General features: G+C 71.5%; 15 protein-coding genes. 6 read left to right on the top strand and 9 right to left on the bottom strand.

The features are described 5' to 3' along the window. Positions 1–15 precede the first annotated feature (15 nt). Both QQM67_RS11535 and QQM67_RS11530 read right to left on the bottom strand, forming a co-directional pair. Positions 16–2,511 carry a mannose-1-phosphate guanyltransferase gene (locus QQM67_RS11535; RefSeq protein ID WP_314173603.1) on the bottom strand — a complete coding sequence of 832 codons (2,496 nt, stop codon included), beginning with the start codon at positions 2,509–2,511 and terminating at the stop codon, positions 16–18. Positions 2,512–2,618: 107 nt separating this feature from the next. Continuing rightward, on the bottom strand, positions 2,619–3,227 hold the full coding sequence (locus QQM67_RS11530; protein ID WP_314173602.1) for a CDP-alcohol phosphatidyltransferase family protein: 609 nt from the start codon (positions 3,225–3,227) through the stop codon (positions 2,619–2,621). A gap of 647 nt (positions 3,228–3,874) precedes the next feature. Here QQM67_RS11530 and QQM67_RS11525 point away from each other — a divergent pair. Both QQM67_RS11525 and ptsP read left to right on the top strand, forming a co-directional pair. Next, the gene (locus QQM67_RS11525; protein WP_314173601.1) at positions 3,875–4,324 is read left to right on the top strand and encodes a PTS sugar transporter subunit IIA; all 450 of its coding nucleotides are present in this window, start codon (positions 3,875–3,877) and stop codon (positions 4,322–4,324) included. 87 nt (positions 4,325–4,411) lie between these two features. After that, positions 4,412–6,082 carry a phosphoenolpyruvate--protein phosphotransferase gene (gene ptsP / locus QQM67_RS11520; protein ID WP_314173600.1) on the top strand — a complete coding sequence of 557 codons (1,671 nt, stop codon included), beginning with the start codon at positions 4,412–4,414 and terminating at the stop codon, positions 6,080–6,082. Positions 6,083–6,129: 47 nt separating this feature from the next. Here ptsP and QQM67_RS11515 read toward each other — a convergent pair whose 3' ends face one another. Both QQM67_RS11515 and QQM67_RS11510 read right to left on the bottom strand, forming a co-directional pair. Further along, entirely contained in the window at positions 6,130–7,077 is a 948-nt protein-coding gene (locus tag QQM67_RS11515; protein ID WP_314173599.1) for a hypothetical protein, read from the bottom strand. Positions 7,078–7,185: 108 nt separating this feature from the next. After that, on the bottom strand, positions 7,186–9,222 hold the full coding sequence (locus QQM67_RS11510; protein WP_314173598.1) for an acetoacetate--CoA ligase: 2,037 nt from the start codon (positions 9,220–9,222) through the stop codon (positions 7,186–7,188). Between the two features lie 309 nt (positions 9,223–9,531). Between QQM67_RS11510 and QQM67_RS11505 the strand changes: the two genes are divergently transcribed. Both QQM67_RS11505 and QQM67_RS11500 read left to right on the top strand, forming a co-directional pair. Next, a complete protein-coding gene (locus tag QQM67_RS11505; RefSeq protein ID WP_314173597.1) occupies positions 9,532–11,808 on the top strand; it encodes a glycoside hydrolase family 31 protein in 2,277 nt (758 codons plus the stop codon). Positions 11,809–11,821: 13 nt separating this feature from the next. Beyond that, positions 11,822–12,673 (top strand): M15 family metallopeptidase, encoded by an 852-nt coding sequence (locus QQM67_RS11500; protein ID WP_314173596.1) that lies wholly within the window; start codon positions 11,822–11,824, stop codon positions 12,671–12,673. Between the two features lie 206 nt (positions 12,674–12,879). Here QQM67_RS11500 and QQM67_RS11495 read toward each other — a convergent pair whose 3' ends face one another. After that, complete coding sequence (locus QQM67_RS11495; protein ID WP_314173595.1) at positions 12,880–14,340, bottom strand: aldehyde dehydrogenase family protein; 1,461 nt, start codon at positions 14,338–14,340, stop codon at positions 12,880–12,882. Between the two features lie 730 nt (positions 14,341–15,070). On the opposite strand from QQM67_RS11495, the gene QQM67_RS11490 reads away from it, so the two are divergent. Together QQM67_RS11490 and glpK are read left to right on the top strand one after the other, a co-directional pair. Beyond that, on the top strand, positions 15,071–15,805 hold the full coding sequence (locus tag QQM67_RS11490; RefSeq protein ID WP_314173594.1) for an MIP/aquaporin family protein: 735 nt from the start codon (positions 15,071–15,073) through the stop codon (positions 15,803–15,805). A gap of 64 nt (positions 15,806–15,869) precedes the next feature. Continuing rightward, positions 15,870–17,378 carry a glycerol kinase GlpK gene (gene glpK, locus QQM67_RS11485; protein WP_314173593.1) on the top strand — a complete coding sequence of 503 codons (1,509 nt, stop codon included), beginning with the start codon at positions 15,870–15,872 and terminating at the stop codon, positions 17,376–17,378. A gap of 85 nt (positions 17,379–17,463) precedes the next feature. Here glpK and QQM67_RS11480 read toward each other — a convergent pair whose 3' ends face one another. Genes QQM67_RS11480 through QQM67_RS11465 form a run of 4 tightly spaced genes read right to left on the bottom strand, consistent with a single transcriptional unit; the run spans position 17,464 to position 21,767 of the window. Continuing rightward, the gene (locus QQM67_RS11480) at positions 17,464–18,093 is read right to left on the bottom strand and encodes a GTP-binding protein (protein WP_314173592.1); all 630 of its coding nucleotides are present in this window, start codon (positions 18,091–18,093) and stop codon (positions 17,464–17,466) included. After that, positions 18,074–18,553 (bottom strand): DUF742 domain-containing protein, encoded by a 480-nt coding sequence (locus tag QQM67_RS11475; RefSeq protein ID WP_314173591.1) that lies wholly within the window; start codon positions 18,551–18,553, stop codon positions 18,074–18,076. Before QQM67_RS11475 ends, QQM67_RS11480 begins: the two co-directional genes overlap by 20 nt. A 23-nt stretch (positions 18,554–18,576) precedes the next feature. Further along, entirely contained in the window at positions 18,577–19,020 is a 444-nt protein-coding gene (locus tag QQM67_RS11470) for a roadblock/LC7 domain-containing protein (RefSeq protein WP_314173590.1), read from the bottom strand. Continuing rightward, positions 19,017–21,767 carry a nitrate- and nitrite sensing domain-containing protein gene (locus QQM67_RS11465; RefSeq protein ID WP_314173589.1) on the bottom strand — a complete coding sequence of 917 codons (2,751 nt, stop codon included), beginning with the start codon at positions 21,765–21,767 and terminating at the stop codon, positions 19,017–19,019. The genes QQM67_RS11470 and QQM67_RS11465 overlap by 4 nt, the downstream gene beginning before the upstream one ends. Between the last annotated feature and the right edge of the window lie 149 nt (positions 21,768–21,916).

Genomic DNA, 21,916 nt, shown 5'->3' with positions numbered 1-21,916 from the left:
CGCCTTCTCCGGCGGTCAGCGGCCGGCGCTGTCGACCACCGCGGACCATTCGTCCAGCAATGCCTGTGCGGAGGCGTCGTCGGGGCCCTCCGCCCACAGGTGAGTGACCGCCTCCGCCGGGTCCGGGAGCACCATCACCCACCGCCCGTCGGACTCCACGATCCGGATGCCGTCGGTGGTGTCCACGGTGCGGTCGCCCGCCGCCTCGACGACGGTCCGCATGACGAGTCCCTTCACGGCCCAGGGCGTCGCCAGGTCGCGCTTGAGGACGTGCGCCCTCGGGATGCGGGCGTCGATCTGGCTGAGCGTGAGCTGTGCGCGGGCGACGAGGCCGATGAGCCGTACGAAGGCGGCCGAGCCGTCGAAGACGGAGCTGAACTCCGGGGTGATGTAGCCGCCGCGGCCGTCGCCTCCGAAGACGGTCGTCTCGTCCCGGCCGACGCGCGTCAGGTCGTCGGGCGACGTGGTCGTCCACTCGACCCGGGTGCCGTGGTAGGCGGCGACCTGCTCGGCGATGCGGGTCGTGGTCACCGGCAGGGCCACCTTGCCGCTGCGCCGCTCGGCGGCGATCAGGTCGAGCATCACCAGGAGCGCCCGGTCGTCCTCGATGATCCGTCCGCGCTCGTCGACGAGGGAGAGCCGGTCGCCCACCGGGTCGAAGCGGATGCCGAACGCGGCGCGCGCCGAGGAGACGATCTCGCCGAGGCGGACGAGTCCGAAGCGGCGCTCGTCGGCCGTCTCGGTCGGACGGGACTCGTCCAGGCCGGGATTGATGGTCAGCGAGTCCACGCCGAGCCGCCCCAGCAGGCTGGGCAGGACGAGCCCCGCGCTGCCGTTGGACGCGTCGACGACGACCTTGAGGCCGGAGTCCTCGACTCCGGTGGTGTCCACGGAGCGGAGCAGGGAGCCGGTGTAGGAGTCGTACACGCTCGACGGGAACCGCAGGTCGCCGATCTCGCCGGGGAACGCGCGCCGGTACTCCTGCCGTGCGAAGACCCGGTCGAGCTTGCGCTGCGCGGCCTGGGAGAGGTCGGCGCCGCGCTCGTCGAAGAACATGATGTCGACGTTCTCCGGCACTCCCGGCGTCGTACGGATCATGATGCCTCCGGCGCTGCCGCGTGCCGTCTGCTGGCGTGCGACGGGCAGCGGCACGTTCTCCAGGTCGCGCACGTCGATGGCGCTGGTCTGGAGCGCGGAGATCATGGCCCGCTTCAGGGCACGGGCACCGCGGGAGTGGTCGCGGGCCGTGGTGACGGTGGACCCCTTCTTCAGCGTGGTCGCATAGGCGCCGGCCAGCCGTACGGCCAGCTCCGGCGTGATCTCCACGTTCACGATGCCCGATACGCCGCGGGCGCCGAAGAGGTGGGCCTGGCCCCGCGACTCCCAGATGACGGACGTGTTGACGAACGCACCGGCCTCCACGGTCTTGAAGGGGTATACTCGCACGTTGCCCTGGACGATGGACTCCTCGCCGATGAGGCACTCGTCCCCGATGACGGCGCCGTCCTCGATGCGGGCGGCGCGCATGATGTCGGTGTTCTTGCCGACGACGCAGCCACGGAGGTTGGCCTGCGGCCCGATGTAGACGTTCTGGTCCACGACGGCGCGGTGGAGGAAGGCGCCGCTCTTGACGACGACGTTGGAGCCGATGACGGAGTGCTCGCGGAGCTCGGCGCCCGCCTCGACCTTCGCGTAGTCACCGATGTAGAGCGGGCCGCGAAGTACGGCGTCGGGGTGCACCTCGGCCCCTTCGGCCACCCACACGCCCGGAGAGATCTCGAAGCCGTCGATGTCGACCTCGACCTTGCCCTCCAGCACGTCGGCCTGTGCCTTCACATAGCTCTCGTGCGTGCCCACGTCCTCCCAGTAGCCCTCGGCGACGAAGCCGTAGATGGGCTTGCCCTCCTTCATCAGCTGCGGGAAGACGTCGCCGGACCAGTCGACGGACACGTCGGGTTCCACGTAGTCGAAGACCTCGGGCTCCATGACGTAGATCCCGGTGTTGACGGTGTCCGAGAAGACCTGACCCCAGGTGGGCTTCTCCAGGAAACGTTCCACCTTCCCGTCGTCGTCGACGATCGTGATGCCGAACTCGAGGGGATTGGGCACGCGCGTCAGGCAAACGGTGACGAGGGCGCCGCGGCGCTTGTGGTAGTCGATGAGTTCGGTCAGGTCGAAGTCGGTGAGCGCGTCCCCGGAGATGACGAGGAACGAGTCGTCCTTGAGGGCCTCTTCCGCATTCTTGACGCTGCCCGCCGTGCCGAGCGGCTTCTCCTCGTTGGCGTAGCTCAGCTCCATGCCGAGCTCTTCGCCGTCCCCGAAGTAATTCCTGACGAGCGACGCCAGGAATTGCACGGTCACTACGGTCTCGCTGAGCCCATGGCGCCTGAGCAACCGCAGTACGTGCTCCATGATGGGGCGATTGGCCACGGGCAGAAGCGGCTTGGGCATGCTCGCGGTCATGGGGCGAAGGCGGGTGCCCTCACCGCCGGCCATTACGACGGCCTTCATATCGGAAGCGTCCTCCTCGGTAAGACGACGGTCATACCGACTTCCCCGATCGGGGAAGACCCACACATTGCCGTGGCGCGAACCAGTCGTTGCGGCTCGGAAAAGCCTCAGGCCGCCGCCGTTCCCGCCTTGATCAGACGACGTACTTGGACCACGTACAGGATGCCCGCCCACCAGTAGAGCGCGGTTCCCCAGCCGGCGAAGGCCCATCCGAAAATCGCCGCCAATGACGCGATCCAGCCGCTGCCGTCGCTGAGAAGCAGGAGCGGAAACGCGTACATCAAGTTGAACGTGGCGGCTTTCCCGAGGAAGTTCACCTGCGGCGGCGCATAGCCGTGCCGGTCGAGAAGCCACACCATCACCAGGAGGAGCAGTTCACGGGCCAGCAGCGTCGCCGTGAGCCAGAGCGGCAGGATGCCGCGCCAGGTGAGCCCCAGCAGGGTCGAGAGGATGTAGAGCCTGTCGGCCGCCGGGTCCAGAATCCGGCCGAGGTTGCTGACCTGATTCCAGCGGCGGGCGAGCTTCCCGTCCAGGTAGTCGCTGACGCCGCTCAGCGCGAGGACGAGGAGGGCCCAGCCGTCGAGGTTGGGACCGTGGAAGACCGGCCACAGGATCAGCCACAGGAAGACCGGCACGCCGACGAGGCGGGCCATGCTGAGGATGTTCGGGATGGTGAAGACCCGGCCCTCCTCGGACTTCCTGTCCTGGACCTCCAACGGGGCCTCCTGTGAACCTCGCGCCGACGATGCACCCAGACACTACCGGCAGCTTCGTGCCCCGGGTACAGGGGCCCCAGCGGTGCGCAGGGGCCCGTCGGCGCGGTGTACGGGCCTCCCGAGGGGGCTTCCGCGACCGGCGGTTCGGGGGCCCGTCGGAGAGGCAGGACCCCGGCTTCGGGGTGCGGAATTCCGCCGGGGATTTCCCGCGCTCTTATTGCGGCTGAAATGACGGAATCGGTCATGCAATGGTCGGGGGATTGTTCAGACGCGTCACTGCACGCAGTGCGCTCTTCCGGTGGGGCCTGAACCGCGGACGCGTTGTCACATTCGCGTGTCACCCCGGTTTCATGGCCGTGCGGCCGATGTGCATGCACAAGGCCCGGGAACGCATTCGCCGCCGCGGTGAATTGGAGCCGCACCGCCGGGTTGCCGGTCTTTCTCCGCCGTGCGCCGGGCCGTACCCGGGACTCGGAAACGGGAGCACTTTGCTTTCCCGGGGCGGCGGGCGGGGCCGCGGCAGTGCACACGCCACGCGCTTACGCTCGCACTGAGCGCGCGGTTTCGATGACTTACGCTTCTCAACGATGCGCCGTCCAGGACAGGTCGGGGACGGCGAACGTTCCGTTCCCTCACCGGGAGGCGCCATGACCACCGTTACGTCCCCTCTGGCCGGAGTCGCCATCGGGCTTTCGGCGGTGCCCGATCCCGTCTTCTCCACGGCGATGGTCGGCCCCGGTACCGCCGTGGATCCGGTGCGGCGGCCGATCGAGGCCGTCTCCCCGATCGACGGGATCATCGTCTCTCTCCATCCCCACGCGTTCGTCGTCGTGGACTCCGACGGTCACGGACTGCTGACCCACCTCGGCATCGACACGGTCCAGCTCAACGGCGAAGGGTTCGAACTGCTTGCCGCCAAGGGCGACACGGTGGAGCGTGGTCAGGCGCTCGTACGGTGGGACCCGGCCGTCATCGAAGAGGCCGGGAAGTCCCCCATCTCTCCGGTGATCGCGCTCGAGGCTTCCGCTGACTCGCTTGCCGCCGTCGTCGAAGAGGGTGTCGTCGACACCGGTACGACGCTCTTCAAGTGGAAGTGACGCCCGTACCCGCTCCAGCGCAGAGGGTCCGGGAGCCGTGAAGCACAGCGGTGGACGTGCTCACCGCGCCAACCGGAGATGAGTGAGATGGACGCAACCCTTCGAGGTGTCGGCGTAAGTCATGGAGTGGCGATCGGCGAGGTCCGCCACATGGGGACCGCTGCCGTGGAGCCGCCCGCCAGACAGATCGCCGAGTCGGAGGCGCCGCGGGAGCAGGAGCGGGCGCGGCGTGCCGTCGAGGCCGTGGCCAACGACCTGTCGGCGCGGGGCACTCTCGCGGGCGGCGAGGCCCAGGCCGTGCTCGAAGCGCAGGCCATGATGGCTCAGGACCCCGAGCTGATGGCCGACGTCGAACGCCGCATCACGGTCGGGAGCACGGCGGCACGTGCCGTCTACGACGCGTTCGCCGCCTACCGCGCGCTGCTCGCCGGGGCCGGGGAGTACCTCGCGGGACGGGTCGCCGATCTTGACGACGTACGGAACCGCATCGTGGCGCGCCTGATGGGGGTGCCCATGCCGGGCGTGCCGGACAGCGACCAGCCGTTCGTGCTCATCGCCCGTGACCTGGCCCCGGCGGACACCGCACTGCTCGACCCGGGTCTGGTCCTCGGTTTCGTGACGGAGGAGGGCGGCCCGACGAGCCACAGCGCCATCCTCGCGCGGGCGTTGGGCGTGCCGGCGGTCGTGGCCCTGGCCGATGCCTGCGAGGTGGCGGAGGGCACCGTCGTCGCGGTCGACGGCAGCTCCGGCACGGTGCGCATCTCGCCGAGCGAGGCCGAGCAGGCCGAACTCCTCAGGGAGGCCGAGGACCGCAGGGCCGCCCTCGACGCCGCCAAGGGGCCGGGCGCGACGTCCGACGGCCACAAGGTGCCGCTGCTGGCGAACGTCGGTGGTCCCTCGGATCTGAGCGCCGCCCTGGAGGCCGGCGCGGAGGGCGTCGGACTCTTCCGTACGGAATTCCTCTTCCTCGACGACAGCACGAAGGCGCCCTCAGAGGAGAAGCAGGTCACGGCCTACAGGCAGGTGCTTGAGGCGTTCCCCGAGGGCCGGGTCGTGGTGCGGGTGCTGGATGCCGGGGCCGACAAGCCGCTGGACTTCCTCACCCCCGGCGACGAGCCGAACCCTGCGCTGGGCGTGCGTGGCCTGCGGACGCTGCTCGACCACCCCGAGGTGCTCCAGGGACAGCTCACCGCGCTCGCGAAGGCCGCCGACGGACTGCCCGTCTACCTTGAGGTGATGGCGCCCATGGTGGCTGACCGCGCCGACGCCCGCGCCTTCGCGGAAGCCTGCCGGACGGCGGGTCTGGAGGCCAAGTGCGGCGTGATGGTGGAGGTGCCGTCGGCGGCGCTGCGGGCCCGGTCGGTGCTTCAGGAAGTGGAGTTCCTCTCGCTGGGGACGAACGATCTCGCCCAGTACACCTTCGCCGCCGACCGCCAGGTCGGGGCGGTCTCGCGGTTGCAGGACCCCTGGCAGCCCGCGCTGCTGGATCTGGTGGCGCTCGCGGCCGAGGCCGCCTCGGCGGAGGGCAAGAGCTGCGGCGTGTGCGGAGAGGCCGCGGCGGATCCGCTGCTCGCGTGCGTGCTGACGGGCCTCGGGGTGACCAGCCTGTCGATGGGCGCGGCCTCCATTCCGTACGTACGGGCCACGCTCGCGAAGCACACGCTGGCGCAGTGCGAGCGTGCCGCCTCGGCGGCGCGGGCGGCGGACAGCGCACACGACTCGCGCATCGCGGCGCAGGCCGTGCTCTCCGGGGAGTGACCGGAAGCGCGCCCTCGCAGAGGTGCGCGGAGGCCGAACGTGCCGGGTCAGCAGTGCAGTTCACCTCCCGGGTGCGGCAGTGCCTGACCCGGTGCGTGCTCGACGCCGGGCTCGGGGGCGACGGGCTCCCACGTGGACGGATCGGTGCAGTACGCGGCGAAGACCTCGGCGGCGCTGAGCGGGGTCAGCCAGCATCCCGCCGGGTCGAGCCGCCATCCGCGGACGACGTCGGGCACCGCTCCCCCGCCCTTGTCACCGTCGCCGCGCCCTTCGTCGTGCTGGGCCCCGCCGCCTTCCGTACGGAGCACGAGGCCGCCGGGGCTGCCGGTGGCGAAGCCCGCCGCGAGCGCGGTGGTCAGCGCGAGCGCGGCGGACTCGTGGGCGTGAACGGCGCCGTCACCCACGCGGCGCACGTCGAGTGACGTCACGAGGGCGGCGCCCGGAACCGCGACGCTGGCGACCAGATGGTGCGTGCCCGTTCCGGCCGCGTCGAGGACGGCGCTCAGCGCGCGGGCGGCGCGGTCGAAGGCCGCCTTCCCGATGTCGCGCCCGCAGCGCGCGCACGAGCCGGCCCGTGCCAGGATCTCGACGCCCGCGTGCCAGGTCAGGCGGCACGCGTGTGCGTCGCGAAGCTGCGGCAGCAGCCGGACCAGGGACTGCCCTCCGTACGGCACTGTGGTGCCCGAGGCGGCGACCTCCGCGACATAGCGCCCGCGGCTGACCGCGGAGTCGGCGTCCAGCCCGTGCTCCTGGCAGAACAGCTCATAGTCCACGGGGTCGAAGAGCGCGACGCGGGCGTGCACTTGGTCGGCCGTCAGCGCACGCAGCAGCCCCTCCGTCTGACGCAGATAGCTGCCGTGATCGTCGAAGGCGAAGGATCCGTACGCACGCATCCGCGCGAAGTGCGCCTCGTCGGCCAGGACCGGGACGATGCTCGGTGCTTCGCGGCGCAGGGTGCGGCGGCGGCTGCGTTTGCGGCTTCTGGTGTGTGCCATGGGCTCCCCCTCAGGCCGTACGGATCACTTGCTCACTCACCGTAATCGGGGGGTCTGACAACGGCAGCCGTCGGCCGGTCCGGGCGGCCCGCGCGTACCGCTCGCCGTTCAGCCGGCGCGGTCCTGGGCCAGCCGTTCGTAGAAGCGGAGGAGTTCGACGTCGTCCACCGAGCCCGGGTTGACGGCCTTGTCCAGGCGGGCGCCCTGGAGCAGCCGCTTGACGGGGACTTCGAGACGCTTGCCGGTCAGGGTGTGCGGCACGCCCTGGATCTCGATGATCTCGTCGGGGACGTGGCGGGGCGAGAGTCCCTCGCGGATGGCGCGCTTGATGCGGTCGCGCAGCGCGTCGTCGAGCACGGCTCCCTGCGCGAGGTGGACGAAGAGAGGCATCCAGTAGCCGCCGTCGGCCTGTTCGACGCCGATGACGAGCGATTCACGGATCTCGGGCAGCCGTTCCACGGCCTCGTAGATGTCGGCCGATCCCATGCGCACGCCCTGCCGGTTGAGCGTGGAGTCCGAACGGCCGTGGATGACCACGGAGTTGCGGCCGGTGAGGGTGATCCAGTCGCCGTGCCGCCAGACGCCGGGGAACATCTCGAAGTAGCTCTCGCGGTAGCGCGAGCCGTCGGGGTCGTTCCAGAAGCGGATGGGCATGGACGGCATGGGCCGGGTGACGACCAGTTCGCCGACCTCGTCCGTGAGCGGCTTTCCCTGCGGGTCCCAGGACTGGAGGTCCGTGGCGAGCGCGGGGGCCTGCAGCTCGCCGGTGTGCACGGGCAGAGTGGGCACGGCTCCGGCGAAACAGCTGCACACGTCGGTGCCGCCGCTGACGGAGGCGATCCACATGTCGTGGGAGACCTCGTCGTGGATCCAGCGGAAGCCGTCGGGCGGCAGCGGCGAGCCGGTCGTGGCGACGCACTCGACGCGGGAGAGGTCCAGGTCACGGCCGGGATGGATGTCCGCTTTGCGGCACGCCATGATGTACGCGGCCGAGGTGCCGAAGAACGTCGTACCGGTACGGGCCGCCACGTTCCACTGGGCGCTGATGTCCGGGTGGCCGGCGCTGCCGTCGTACGTGACGACGGTGCAGCCGGTCAGGAGGCCGGAGACCAGGAAGTTCCACATCATCCAGCCGGTGGAGGTGTACCAGAAGAAGCGGTCGCCGGGGCCGGTGTCGCAGTGCAGGCCGAGCTGCTTGAGGTGCTCCAGGAGGATGCCGCCCTGCGACTGCACGATGGCCTTGGGCAGCCCCGTGGTGCCGGAGGAGTACAGGACCCACAGCGGGTGGCCGAAGGGCACCTGCTCGAAGACCGGGGCGCTGTCGGTGGAGCCGGCCGGCGCGTCGGTGAGGGCGGACCATTCGAGCGTCCCCTCCGGAGCGGGGGTGCCCAGCAGCGGGACGTGAACGACCGCGCGCAGACTGGGCAGTTCGCGGCGGAGTTCGGCGACGGTCTCCCGGCGGTCGTGCTCCTTGCCGCCGTAGCGGTATCCGTCCACGGTGAACAGGACGACGGGCTCGACCTGCTGGAAGCGGTCGAGGACGCTGCGGGCGCCGAAGTCGGGCGCGCAGGACGTCCACACCGCTCCGACGGCGGCCGTCGCCAGCAACGCGACCACCGCTTGCGGGATGTTGGGCAGATAGCCGCTCACGCGGTCGCCGGGCCGCACGCCGAGGCGGCGCAACTCGGCGGAGAGGGAGCCCACTTGGCGCCGCAACTCACCCCAGGTGACGGGGCGGGGCTCGTGCTCCTCGTCGACGTGCAGCAGCGCGGGCTCGTCCGCGCGTGCCGGGTCCTCGGCGGAACGCAGCGCGTGCTCCGCGTAGTTGAGCGTCGCTCCGGGGAACCAGTCGGCGCCGGGCATGGCGTCGTCGGCCAGCACCGTCTCGTACGGGGCGGAGAACCGTACGTCGAACCACTCGGCGAGCGCCTGCCAGAAGACCCGCAGCTCCTCGACGGACCAGCGGTGCAGTGCGGCGTAGCTCGCTTCGGGGTCGCCGGGGACCGCTGCGGGCGCACCGTGGTGCTCCGCGGCCCACTCCTGGAAGCGCGTGATCCGTGCGCCGGCAACGCGGTCGGTGCCCGGCTGCCAGAGGGGTTCCGGCGTGACGGGCTGCGGCTGCGGTGCGCTGTGCGCTGTGGTCATGGCGGCTCCCGGTCCGGCTGTGCTGGATGTCCTGGGTGTGCTGGCGGCACGATGTGCGGGCGTACGTGTGGCTGTTCTGGACGATGCCACGTGATCAACACTCACGCCAGGGCGCACACCACATGCCCGCCTCGCAGCGAATGTGGCGGGGCCACCCTCTGCGCGTGACGTGAACGGGCGCGGGCACCACACGTCGGTCCCGGGTGCGTGTGGAGGCGCAGGGGGCGCATGGCACGAGCGGGTGGTCGCTGAGTGAACTCCGGTTGAACGCCGATGACGCCGGCTCCGCCCGCTGGCACGCTGAACTGCATGGACGGTCGTGGCCTGGTGGGGACGGTGAGGGCGGCGGGTGTGGCGTGGCGGTCGAGGCCGGGACGGCGTTCCTGGGGGCTCAGGCGTGCGTCGGCGGGCAGGCAGCGGCTCCCTGGGGGCGAACGGGCGCGGGTGCCGGGGCAGGTGCGGGGCGCGGAGGTCCGTCCGGGCGGCGGGGTGATCCGGTTCGGACGCTCGTCGCTCTCGGTACGGGTCGCTGTGGGCGGTGCCGTCTTCCTCGGCTGGGACGGTGTGGAGCCGTGCCCGTCGGACGCCCTGCCGGGGCCCGCTCCGAAGCCCGACACCCGTGCGGTGCTGGAGCCGGACAAGGACGGCGGGTGGCGGCTCGTCTCCGAGCGGCTGCTGGTGAACGTCTCGCGGCACGGCACCGTGGAAGTGCGGACGCCGGGCGGTGAACTGCTGCGCAGGGACCTGCCGCCGCGCTGGTGGGAGACGTCCGCGGCGCAGCGGGCCCATGCGCAGCGGGAGTCGGACGAGCGGCCGGACCAGGACCAGGGCCAGGGCCAGAACCAGGGCCAAGGCCAGGGCGAGGGACGGAGCACGGGCGCGGGCGCAGAGGGCGCCGCCGCGGGGACGGAGCCGCGAGCCGATCCGTCCGCATACGCCGGGGGCGGCCGCTGGATGCACCGCTCCGAAGTGCCCGCCGACGCCCGCTTCTTCGGGCTCGGCGGGCGCATCTGCGGACCGCGTCTGCCGGACGGCTCGTACGCGCTGCGCAGCGGCGGCCGTCCGGGCTCGGAGGACTCCGGCCGGGACGAGAGCGCGCCGCGCATCACCATGCCGGTGCAGCTGGTCGTCGCGGACGCGGGCACGCATCTGGTGTTCCACGACAACACCGGGGACGGCAGGGTGACGGTGCGCGAGGGGCTGGAGGGCCGCGGGTCCGGGCACGACCGGCCGGGGTGCAGCGAGACCCGCATGGACGGCGGGCCGCTGCGGTACTGGGTGATCGCCGGGCCGCCCGCGCGGGTGCTGCACGGCTGGGCGCGCTTGACGGGTGCGCCGGCGCTTCCTCCGGGCTGGGCGCTGGGGTATCAGCACACCGGGCATCCCGTCGGGGCGGGGCAGCGGTCGCGGGACGTGGCGGCGGGGTATCGGGCGCACGAACTGCCGCTGGGTGCCCTGCACTTGGACGGCCAAGGGGGGCAGAGCGGGCACCGGCTCCTCAGGGGCGACCGGGGACGGCCCGGCGATCTGCCGCGCCTGGCAGCCGAGTTGAGGGAGCAGGGCGTCCAGCTCGTCTCCGCCGGGGAGTCCGGCGCCAGAGCCGTCACACAGGACACGGCAGAGGACACGACAGAGGACAGGGCAGAGGACACCTCGAAGGACAGAGCGGGCGCCGCAGACGACACTGCCAGCGCCGACGTTCCCGAATCCGCCCGCGGCGGCGGTGAGTTCGCCATCTCGGGCTCCGGCTGGGCGGGCATGCAGCGCGAGGGCGGCACCTGGGGCGGCGAGGTGGCCACGGGATGGGCGGGGCTGCGCGAGGCGCTGTCGCTCGTCCTGGGTCTCGGGCTGTGCGGTGTGCCGTACGCGGGCCCGGCCATCGGCGGGTCCACCGCGGCCCCCTCCCCGGAGCTCTACCTGCGCTGGTTCCAGCTCTCCGCGTACTTCCCCCTCTTCCACTCCCACAGCGCCAAGGGGGCCGGTCCACGGGCCCCTTGGGCGTTCGGCGACGAGGTCCTCGCGGGATGCGCCGCCGCGATGGCCGAACGGGAGCGGCTGCGCCCGTACTTCACCACCCTGGCCCATCTGGCGCACCGCACCGGGGCGCCGTTCGTACGTCCCCTGTGGTGGCAGCATCCGCGCGAGCGGTCGCTGCGCGAGAGCGGCGACGCCTTTCTGCTGGGCGACGCGCTGCTCGTGGCACCGGTGCTGGAGGAGGGCACGCGAAGGCGGCGGGTGCGGCTGCCGTACGGCCGCTGGTACGAGACGGTGACGGGCGAGGCGCACGACGGCCCGGGCGAAGTCCTCCTCGACGCACCGCTGTCGCGGATTCCCGTGCTGGCGCGCGCCGGTGCCGCCGTGCCGGTGACCGGCGACGGGGGCGGCACGGAGCTGGAGGTGTGGACGCCCGCACCGGGGCGCCGGGGCAAGGGACTCGTCATCGCAGGCGCGGACGGCGGCGGCCGCGACGGCGGCGAACTCCCCGCGCCCGCCGAGCGGTTCTCCGTCATCCGGCGCGACGGGACCACCGTCGTCACCCGGGAAGACGGTGCGCCCGTGGGCTACCCGGTACGGCTGCGCACCTGATAGACGAATGCCCATGGCAGCTTTCAGAGGATCATTCAGCCGCACGGCCCTCCCCGCCGCGCTGCTCGCCCTGGCCGCTCTCGTCCCCTCCGCGCCCGCCGCCTCGGCCGCGGCCGGCGCCGCCCCGGACACCTCCGCTCCGCGCGACTCCCAAGACCCGTCCGCGCCCAGGGAGTTCGTCGCGCTGCGGGACGTGGCGCCCACCGTCCTCCAGGAGATCCGCTACCGCACGCGGCACAACTTCGTCGGCGACCGCGTGCACGGCTACCGGCAGGGCATGTGCATCGTCACCCGCGACACCGCCGAGGCGCTCAGGGCGGCCCAGCGCGCCGTCCTCAAGAAGGGCTACTCCCTGAAGGTGTACGACTGCTACCGCCCGCAGCGGGCCGTCGACCACTTCGTGGAGTGGGCCAAGGACCTGGACGACGAGCGGATGAAGGACGAGTTCTATCCGCGCGTGGAGAAGAACCGCCTCTTCGAGGACGGGTACATAGCGGAGAAGTCGGGCCACAGCAGGGGCAGTACGGTCGATCTGACGCTGGTGCGGCTGCCGGCGCAGCCGACGCGCCCCTACCGTCCGGGCGAGCCGCTGGTCTCCTGCTTCGCCCCGCAGGACGAGCGCTTCCCCGACAACTCCGTCGACATGGGCACCGGTTACGACTGCTTCGACACGCTCGCGCACACCCTCGATCCGCGGATCAAGGGCGAGCAGCGGGCGAACCGGATGCTGCTGAAGGGGACGATGGAGCGGGCCGGGTTCACCAACCTCCCGGAGGAGTGGTGGCACTACACGCTCACGGACGAGACCTTCCCCGACACCTACTTCGACTTCCCCGTCTGGCGCCGGGCGCTGAACGGGCACTGACGAGCGGGCAGTTGACCGTCCGTGCCGCCGTACGCCGTGGGGGCGGACGGCGGCACGGAGCCACCCCCGTCGGTCCCGTGCCGCCGTCCTGTCGTCGTGGACGGCGCTGACCTCGGGGAAGTTCGCCGCTCAGGCGCTCCGTATACTCGTGTGCACGTCCGGTGACGCGGCCGTGACATCCGGGACCGTACCGAGCCGTACGAATCTCAGAACGGGTAGTGCGCGTGCCGCGTGGCCAGGGTGACCCAGCGGGTGTTGCTGAACGCCTCGATGCCCCAGCGGCCGCCGAACCGGCCGTAGCCGGACGCCTTGAAGCCGCCGAACGGCACCTGGGGCTCGTCCGCCACCGACTGGTCGTTCACGTGCACGATGCCGGTGCGTATGCGGCGGGCGAGGCCGAGCCCGCGCGTGCCGTTCTCCGTGATGATTCCGCAAGTGAGGCCGTGCTCCGTGTCGTTGGCCAGCTCGACGGCCTCGTCGTCGTCGGTGAACGTCGCGATCGCGCAGACGGGGCCGAACGCCTCACCGTGGTACAGCTCCATGCCGGGGGTGACGCCGCGCAGCACGGTGGCCGGATGCACGGCGTTCTGCGGTGCGCCGCCGCCGGTCAGTACCTCGGCGCCCTTGTCGACGGCGTCCTGGACGAGCGCCGCGACCCGCTGCGCGGAGGCAGCGCTCACCAGCGGCCCGATGACGGTGGTCGGTTCGTCGGGTCCTCCGTGCGGGAGGGAGGCGACCTTCGCGGTGAACTTCTCGGTGAACTCCTCGGCCACCGAGTCGTGTACGAGTATCCGGTCGCCCGACATGCAGATCTGGCCCGCGTTCATGAAGACCGAGAACGTCGCCGCGTCCACCGCGTAGTCGACGTCGGCGTCGTCGAGGACGACGACGGAGTTCTTCCCGCCCAACTCCAGGACGGCGGGCTTGAGATGCTGCGCCGCGAGATTGCCGATGAGGCGGCCGACGCCCGTGGAGCCGGTGAAGTTGACGGCACGCACGGCAGGTTCGGCGATCAGCGTCGCGGCGACCTCGGCCGCGTCCTCGGGTGCGTTGCTGACGACGTTGAGCACGCCGTCGGGCAGACCCGCCTCCCGCAGCACGTCGGCCACGAAGTAGCCGCATGCCAGCGGGGCGTCCTCGCTCGGCTTGACGACGACGGTGTTCCCCGCGGCGAGCGGCGCGGCCACGGCGCGGGTGCCGAGGATCACCGGGGCGTTCCACGGGGCGAACGCCGCGACGACGCCGACCGGTTCGCGGACGGCGAGGCTCAGCGTCCCCCCGTCCTGCGGTGTGAGCACCTCGCCCTGAGGCGCGGTGACCGCCGCGGCGGCCTCGCGCAGCATCCCGGAGGCGAGCTGCACGTTGAAGAGGGCCCAGGGGCGGCTTCCCCCTGCCTCCTGCGCCATGAGCGTCGCGGCGTCCTCACCGCGGGAGTCGAGGATGTCGGCCGCCTTGAGGAAGACGGCGCGGCGCTCGGCGGGCCCCGTGGCCGCCCAGTCGGGGAACGCGGCCTCGGCGGCGGATACCGCGCGGCGCACGTCCTCCGGCCCGCCGGCGGCCACGGTCGCGTACACCTCGCCGGTGGCCGGGTTGCGGTCGTCGGCCGTGCGGCCGGAGACGGCGGGGACCTCCCGCCCGCCGATGAGCAGATCGCGGTGGATGGTCATGGCGGGTCCTCCCGAGGTGGCGGCAGTCCGGGCGTGCGGTCTCACACCGCCGCGACGGGGCGACCGCGGGCCGCCGGGCGCAGCGCGTAAGCCATGTTCGCCGGGCGAACTTTCGTTCAAACGGTGCTGGCCGGGAGTCTCCGGCCGCCCGGTGCCGGTGTCAACGGTCGGGCTGCGAGAGCGCACCCGGTGAAGGGCTCCGGGGTTCCGGGCGACGGTCCGGGTGGCGGTCCCAGGTAGCGGTCCCGGGTGGCGGTCCCATTCCGCGTCCGTACGGGCTGCCGTGCCGGAGCCGCCCGGGGTGTGATCACGGTGAGCGAGAGAGCAGCTCCGGCACTCTCCGTGAGGCCCGGTCCAGCGGTACGGACGGCGGTGCCGGCGGCCCGGGCGAGACGGCGGCTCCGGGTGCCCGGCGTGAACCCTCCGTCTCCGCTCCCTCGACCGGTCCCGCGGCGGCCCGGGAATCCGGGGGAAATGCGGAGCCGATCACTCCGACACGGCGGCGATGTCGATGACCTCCGCGGCCCGGCACGTCCATGATGTCAATGCCCTTGACGGTCCCTCAGCTGCGATGAACACTGCCAAAACGCTCGTCACGGAGACCGGGCGGGGTGGCGCGCCGGACCGTGATCAGCGGCCCTCTGCCCTGGCGCCGGCTCCGTGCCAGATCAAGCACCATCCCGAGACCACACCGGGGTGACCTCCCCGGTCACAGGGACAAGGAGCCGTCATGAGCCAGTTCTCCAACACGGACATCTTCGCGGGCGAGGTGATCGGAACCGCGATCCTCATCCTCTTCGGGGCGGGTGTCTGTGCAGCCGTGAATCTCCGGTTCTCCAAGGCCGCCGCTTCGGGCTGGGTCGTCATCGCCTTCGGCTGGGGCTTCGGCGTGCTCGCCGGTGCCTACACGGCGCTGCCGCTCTCCGGCGGGCACATCAACCCCGCCGTGACGGTGGCCATCGCCATCGACAGCGGCGAGTGGAGCAAGGTGCCGCTCTACATAGCCTCACAGATGATCGGCGCGGTGATCGGCGCGTTCCTGGTGTGGGTGGCGTACTACGCACAGTTCGCCGCCAACGCCGATCCCGAGTTCGCCCAGGGGACGCTCGGCAACTTCTCCACCATCCCCGAGGTGCGCAACCCGGCCGCCAATCTCGCCACGGAAATAGTCGCCACGATCGCGCTGGTGCTGCCGATCCTCGCCTTCGGCGCGACCGCGGCGCTCGCCAAGACGGGCTCGCAGGTGCTCATCGTCTCGCTGCTCGTCGTCGGCATCGGCCTCTCACTCGGCGGCCCGACGGGGTACGCCATCAATCCCGCCCGTGACCTCGGCCCCCGCATAGCCCACGCGTTGCTGCCCATCCCCAACAAGGGCGGGTCGGACTGGGGTTACTCCTGGATCCCGGTCGCCGGACCGCTCATCGGGGCCGTCATAGCGGCGGGCATCTTCAAACTCGCTTTCTGACTCCCGGGCCCGAAGGCCCCGGGGACTCTCTCCAGCACTCCGGTTCGGACAAGGGGACGTGACCATGTCGGACAAGTTCGTCGCAGCGATCGACCAGGGCACCACGTCAAGCCGCTGCATCATCTTCAACCAGGACGGCGCGCCCGTAGCCGTCGACCAGCGCGAGCACCGCCAGATCTTCCCCAAGCCAGGCTGGGTGGAGCACGACGCCACCGAGATCTGGTCGAAGGTGCAGGCCGTGGTGGCCGGGGCGATCGCCAAGGCCGGTCTGCGCGCCGACCAGCTGAGCGCGCTGGGCATCACCAACCAGCGTGAGACCACCGTCCTGTGGGACAGGAAGACCGGCAAGCCGGTGCACAACGCCATCGTCTGGCAGGACACCCGTACCGCCGCCCTGTGCACGGAGCTGGGCGGCTCGGACGGGCAGGACCGTTTCCGCGACCGTACGGGCCTGCCGCTGGCGAGCTACTTCGCCGGCCCGAAGGTCGCGTGGCTGCTGGACAACGTGCCCGGTCTGCGGCAGCGGGCCGAGAACGGCGAGATCGCGTTCGGCACCATCGACTCGTGGCTGATCTGGAACCTCACCGGCGCGACCGACGGCGGCGTGCACGTCACCGACGTCACCAACGCGGGGCGCACCATGCTGATGAACCTGGAGACCCTCCAGTGGGACCAGTCGATCCTCGACGCGATGAACGTGCCGGCGGCCGTGCTGCCGGAGATCAAGTCCTCGTCCGAGGTGTACGGAACGGCCCACGGGCAGGTCGCCGGCGTGCCGGTGGCCTCGGCGCTCGGCGACCAGCACGCGGCGCTGTTCGGCCAGACGTGCTACGACGTCGGCGAGGCCAAGAACACCTATGGCACCGGTTCGTTCCTGCTGCTCAACACCGGGCACCGTCCGGTCCCGAGCAAGAGCGGCCTGCTGACGACGATGGCGTACCAGCTCGACGGTGAGCAGCCCACCTACTGCCTGGAGGGGTCGATCGCCATCACCGGAGCCCTCGTCCAGTGGTTCCGGGACCAGCTCGGCATCATCAAGGAGGCCGCCGAGATCGAGACGCTGGCGGCGAGCGTCGAGGACAACGGCGGCGCGTACATCGTCCCGGCCTTCTCGGGGCTGTTCGCCCCGTACTGGCGCTCGGACGCGCGCGGCGTCATCGCGGGTCTGACCCGGTACGTCACCAAGGGGCACCTCGCGCGGGCCGTGCTGGAGGCGACCAGCTGGCAGACGCGGGAGGTCGTGGACGCCATGTACCAGGACTCCGGCGTCCACATCACCAGCCTCAAGGTCGACGGCGGCATGACGGCGAACAACCTGCTGATGCAGCATCAGGCGGACGTGCTCGGGGTGCCGGTGATCCGTCCCGTCGTCGCGGAGACGACGTGCCTCGGCGCCGCCTACGCGGCGGGACTGGCGACCGGCGTCTGGTCCGACCTGGACGAGCTGAGCACCCACTGGAAACGGGACGCGGAGTGGAGTCCCCAGATGGACTCGGAGGCGCGGGAGAAGGAGTTCCACAACTGGCACAAGGCGGTGGAGCGCAGCTTCGGCTGGCAGGAGGACGGCGACTGACCGGCTGAGCAGCACCGGTCGCACGCCGCCGGGCTGCCGCCGCCGCGCGGCAGCCCGCCCGGAGCCCCGTTCCGTCCCGGCGCGTTCAGCGCACCGGGGCGGGGCGGGGCTCCTTCTGCTGGGCGGCCACGGCATGGCGCATCGCGTTCTCGACGACGGAGACCAGGACGTCGCGGACGGAGTCGCGGCGACGGGCGTCGCACCCCAGCACCGGAACCGAGGCGTCGAGGTCGAGGGCCTCGCGGATCGCGTCCGGCGGGTAGACCTGGGCGCCGTCGAAGTGGTTGACGGCGACGGTGAAGGGGATGCTGCGGCGCTCGAAGTAGTCGATCCCGGCGAAGCTGTCCTCCAGCCGGCGGGTGTCCACGAGCACGACCGCGCCCAGCGCGCCCTGCGCCAGCTCGTCCCACAGGAACCAGAACCGGTCCTGGCCGGGCGTGCCGAACAGGTACAGCACCAGGCCGTCGTTGATCGTGATGCGGCCGAAGTCCATGGCGACGGTGGTCGTGGACTTCGCCTCGACTCCCGCGGTGTCGTCCACCGGACGGCCGGCCTCGGTGAGCGTCTCCTCGGTGCGCAGGGGTTTTATCTCGCTGACGGATCCGACGAGAGTCGTCTTGCCGACGCCGAAGCCCCCCGCCACGAGGAGCTTCAGCGTCACCGGTTCGGCGGGCGACGCGGCGCCGGCGCCTCGTTTAGAGCGCCCGAAGGCCATCGATAACCTCTCTCAGGATGCTTTCGTCCGGCAGTTCCGCCGGAGGGACGGGCCGGCTGACGCGGACCCAGTCCGCGTCGATGAGGTCCCCGATGAGGACGCGTACGACGCCGACGGGCAGGTCGAGTTCGGCGGCCAGCTCGGCCACGGACTGCGGAGCACGGCGGCACTGGACGACGATGTCGACGTGCTCCGGCGCGAGAGAGTTGTCCGCGAGCACATCGGCGTTGACGTGAGTGCCGCCGCCGGTCTCCGCACCGGCCGCGCCCGCGTGATTGTCGCCGTCGCCGTCGACGTTCTCGTCGGGCTTCGCGTCACCTTCACCGTCCCGGCTCTGCGCGATCACCAGTGCGATGAGGTCGAGACGTTCCTCATCGGAGCTGCTGCGGGTGCGGCCGCGCGTCATGGCGTACGGCCGCACCACAGGCCCTGCGGCGTCGTCGAACCAGCGGTCCGTCATCATCGAGTTCCGTTCGGATTCCGTCAGTTCCCGCCCGTGCGGCTCGGCGGACCCGACCGGGGGGCGGTGCCCAGGTGCGCACCGACCCGCTTGACCAGGAGGGTCATCTCGTAGGCGATCAGCCCCACATCGGCGTCCGCTTCGGCGACGACGGCCAGGCAGCTGCCGTCTCCCGCGGCCGTGACGAAGAGAAAGGCCTCCTCCAGCTCGACGACGGTCTGCCGTACGCCGCCGACGTCGAAGTGGCGGCCGACTCCCTTGGCGAGGCTGTGGAATCCGGACGCGACCGCCGCCAGATGCTCGCCGTCCTCCCGCGTCAGATTCTGGGACGCTCCGCGGGGCAGCCCGTCGCCGGAGAGCACGAGAGCCTTGCTGATGCTGCCGACACGCTGGACCAACTCGTCCAGGAGCCAGTTGAGTTCACCGCTCCCAGAAGCGTTGCTCTCCGTGCCTTTCGGTGCGGTCATCGACCGTCCCCCTCCGGTGTCGTTCCTGGTGCTGGGTCCGTCGCCTCGTCCCCCGATGCGCCGGCGTTGTGCTGGCGGCCGCGCTGCCAGCCGCGCTGGAGCGAAGCCATCCGGCTGCGTACCTCATCCGCGTCGCGGTTCGCCAGATCGCCGGGGCGGGGCCCGCGATCGCCGCGCCCCGGGGCCGCTTCGCCCGAGTCCTGTTTGAGCTGGGGTGCCAGGTTCGCCTGCCGGACCCTGCGGGGCAGTCCGCTGACCGTACCGGACGGCGCCGGTCCGGTGGCGGGCGTAGCGCTGGAAGCTGTATCGGCGGAGCGATCCGTGCGCTCCCGGCGGTCCGGCCGCGCCTCGCTCTCCTCGCCCTCCTCGGCTTCCTGGGCGTCCTCGGCCTCCTTGACGTCCGGCGCCTCCTGGCGCCCGACGGTGCGACCGTGGTCCGCGACCAGTACGGGAGTACGGGGGCGGCGGCGCGGCAGCGGGGCCAGCCCGTTCCTGCCCTCTCCCTGCGAGGACGACGTGGGCCGGGAGGAACCGTCTGGCTCGTCCTGCGCCTGCTGATGCTGCTCCAGGCCGGGCCTGGGACCGCCCAGCGCGACCGGGCCTCCCGCACTGCGCAGCGGCGCCGGCCGCTCGGTGTCCGCGTCCGTCCCGCCGGGTTCGCGGGTCTCGCGGCCGGGGCCCTTCTCCAACTCTCCGAGCGGCGCCTCCAGTTCGACGGGGCCGTCCAGGGCGGCACGCTGCCGCGGCGTCCCTCCCGGGGCCGGCGCGGCGGGACCGCGGGTGAGGGCGTCCAGCCGCGTACCGGAGACCCCCTTGCCCAGGCGCTCCTGGTCGCCGCGGTCGTCGTCGTGTCCCGAGGTCTCGGTGAGGATCCTGCCGGGGATGAGGACGACGGCCGTCGTGCCGCCGTACGGCGAGGGCTGGAGCGAGACGCGCACGCCCTGCCGCTGCGCGAGGCGGGAGACCACGAAGAGGCCGAGGCGGTCGGTGTCGGAGAGCTCGAACTCCGGCGTCTCCGCGAGCCGCAGGTTCGCCTCCAGCAGCGCGTCGGCCGCCATGCCCAGCCCGCGGTCGTGGATCTCCAGGGTGAAGCCGTTGGCGACGCGTTCGCCGAGGACCTGGACCGCCGTGTGCGGCGGCGAGAACACCGTTGCGTTCTCCAGGAGTTCGGCTATGAGGTGCGTGAGGTCGGCGACGGAGCCGCCGTCCACCGCGAGCCGCGCGAGGCGGCGCACCTCGATGCGCTCGTAGTCCTCGACCTCGGCGACGGCCGCCCGTACGACGTCCATCAGCTGTACGGGCTTGCGCCACTGCCGGGAGGGCGCGGCGCCGGAGAGGATGACCAGACCCTCGGCGTGGCGGCGCATGCGGGTCGTGAGGTGGTCGAGGCGGAAGAGGTCGGCGAGTTCGTCGGAGTCCTCGGTGCGCCGCTCCATGTGGTCGAGGAGGCTCAACTGGCGGTGCAGCAGTACCTGGTTGCGGCGGGCCAGGTTGACGAAGACCTCGGAGACACCGCGCCGCATGTCCGCCTGTTTCACGGCCGCTTCGACCGCCGCCCGCTGGAGGGTGTTGACCGCCTGGCCGACCTGTCCGGCCTCGTCCTGCGGGTACTCCAGCCTGGGCGCCTCGGTCTCGATGTCGACGGCCTCGCCGGCGGCCAGGCGCCGCATCACGCTGGGCAGCCGTACGCCCGCGGCCTCCTGCGCCTCCCTGCGCAGGGTGCGCAGATCGCGTATGAGTCCGCGGCCGACCCGGAAGGAGATGATCAGCGAGGCGACGACGGCGGCCGCGCCGAGCAGCGCCGCCGCTCCGGCCTGGATGATCACCTTGGTCGCGTCGGGCTGCACGCGCTGCTCGTAGCGGTCGCGGGCCTCGAAGTTCATGCGCTCGAGGTCGGTGAGGACGGTCGAGGTCGCCGACTGCCAGCGTTCGGAGTTGACGACGCCGGACGTGCCGCGGGGGCCCGCAGCGATGACGGCGTCCTCGTAGCTGCGCAGCGTGCGGCCGTCGGTGCCGTTCCAGTACGTCTCGAAGATCTGCCGCTCCTCGGCGGGCAGTTCGGAGAGGGTCGTCTCGTAGGTGAGGCTGCGCTCGGCGACGCGGTCCGAGAAGGCCCGGCGGTCGCCCTTGGTCATCTTCCCGGAGGCGAGCGCGGAGGCCATCAGCGCGTCCTCGCGGGAGAGATACTCGCGGGCGCGTGCGAGACCGACGAGGGCGCGGCCCTGCTTATCGAGGTCGACGTCGTCGAGGCCGCCGAGCGCGCTGAGGAACGTGTAGCAGGGGTCGATGAGTTCGTTGTACGCCTGGAAGGCGCCGCCGCGGGTGAGCGTGTTCTCCTCCGCCTTGCGGACCTTCCGCAGCCCGTCGAGCTTGTCCAGCATCGCGTCGAGACGCTGGTGCGCGTTGTCCGTGAGGTTCGAACGCAGGCCGGTGGCACCGGCGTTGGAACGCAGCCTCGCTATCTGCGCGTCCGTGTCCCGCTGCTGCTTCTTCAGCTGGGTCAGGGCCTCGGAGCCGCGCGGGTCGGCGAGGTAGACCATGACCTGCCGCCGCTCCCGCTGGAGCGCCTGCGCCGTGTCCTCCGCCGGATCCCCCACCTTGTCCACGGTGTTGACGACGTTGAGCAGCTCCTGCGCCTGACGGCCGGTGATGTACGTGGCGAAGGCCCAGATGGACACCAGGGACAGCAGCGGCACCAGCAGCAGCACCACGATCTTCCGGCGGATCGACCTACCGCGCAAGCGCATGGCCTCCCCTAGTCAACCCCGTCCGCCCGGGGGCGAGTTCCGACATCAAACGGCGTGAGCCTACTACTGACGCAGTACCGAGTCGTAGATGTGTCCGAGCGGGAAAACCGGCCGTCCAGGGTGCCTCATCCTGAGATGTCCGTCGATGC

Source organism: Streptomyces winkii, assembly GCF_032248595.1.
In the GTDB taxonomy this organism is placed as follows: domain Bacteria; phylum Actinomycetota; class Actinomycetes; order Streptomycetales; family Streptomycetaceae; genus Streptomyces; species Streptomyces winkii.
Note: the sequence above shows the minus strand (reverse complement) of the source record. Positions and strands in the feature narration are given on the sequence as shown.

Excerpts from the sequence above, each read along its gene's own strand:
- QQM67_RS11535 (WP_314173603.1), bottom strand. The coding sequence starts at position 2,511 with ATGAAGGCCGTCGTAATGGCCGGCGGTGAGGGCACCCGCCTTCGCCCC.
- QQM67_RS11525 (WP_314173601.1), top strand. The coding sequence starts at position 3,875 with ATGACCACCGTTACGTCCCCTCTGGCCGGAGTCGCCATCGGGCTTTCG.
- ptsP (WP_314173600.1), top strand. The coding sequence starts at position 4,412 with ATGGACGCAACCCTTCGAGGTGTCGGCGTAAGTCATGGAGTGGCGATC.
- QQM67_RS11515 (WP_314173599.1), bottom strand. The coding sequence starts at position 7,077 with ATGGCACACACCAGAAGCCGCAAACGCAGCCGCCGCCGCACCCTGCGC.
- QQM67_RS11510 (WP_314173598.1), bottom strand. The coding sequence starts at position 9,222 with ATGACCACAGCGCACAGCGCACCGCAGCCGCAGCCCGTCACGCCGGAA.
- QQM67_RS11505 (WP_314173597.1), top strand. The coding sequence starts at position 9,532 with ATGGACGGTCGTGGCCTGGTGGGGACGGTGAGGGCGGCGGGTGTGGCG.
- QQM67_RS11500 (WP_314173596.1), top strand. The coding sequence starts at position 11,822 with ATGGCAGCTTTCAGAGGATCATTCAGCCGCACGGCCCTCCCCGCCGCG.
- QQM67_RS11495 (WP_314173595.1), bottom strand. The coding sequence starts at position 14,340 with ATGACCATCCACCGCGATCTGCTCATCGGCGGGCGGGAGGTCCCCGCC.
- QQM67_RS11490 (WP_314173594.1), top strand. The coding sequence starts at position 15,071 with ATGAGCCAGTTCTCCAACACGGACATCTTCGCGGGCGAGGTGATCGGA.
- glpK (WP_314173593.1), top strand. The coding sequence starts at position 15,870 with ATGTCGGACAAGTTCGTCGCAGCGATCGACCAGGGCACCACGTCAAGC.
- QQM67_RS11480 (WP_314173592.1), bottom strand. The coding sequence starts at position 18,093 with ATGGCCTTCGGGCGCTCTAAACGAGGCGCCGGCGCCGCGTCGCCCGCC.
- QQM67_RS11475 (WP_314173591.1), bottom strand. The coding sequence starts at position 18,553 with ATGACGGACCGCTGGTTCGACGACGCCGCAGGGCCTGTGGTGCGGCCG.
- QQM67_RS11470 (WP_314173590.1), bottom strand. The coding sequence starts at position 19,020 with ATGACCGCACCGAAAGGCACGGAGAGCAACGCTTCTGGGAGCGGTGAA.
- QQM67_RS11465 (WP_314173589.1), bottom strand. The coding sequence starts at position 21,767 with ATGCGCTTGCGCGGTAGGTCGATCCGCCGGAAGATCGTGGTGCTGCTG.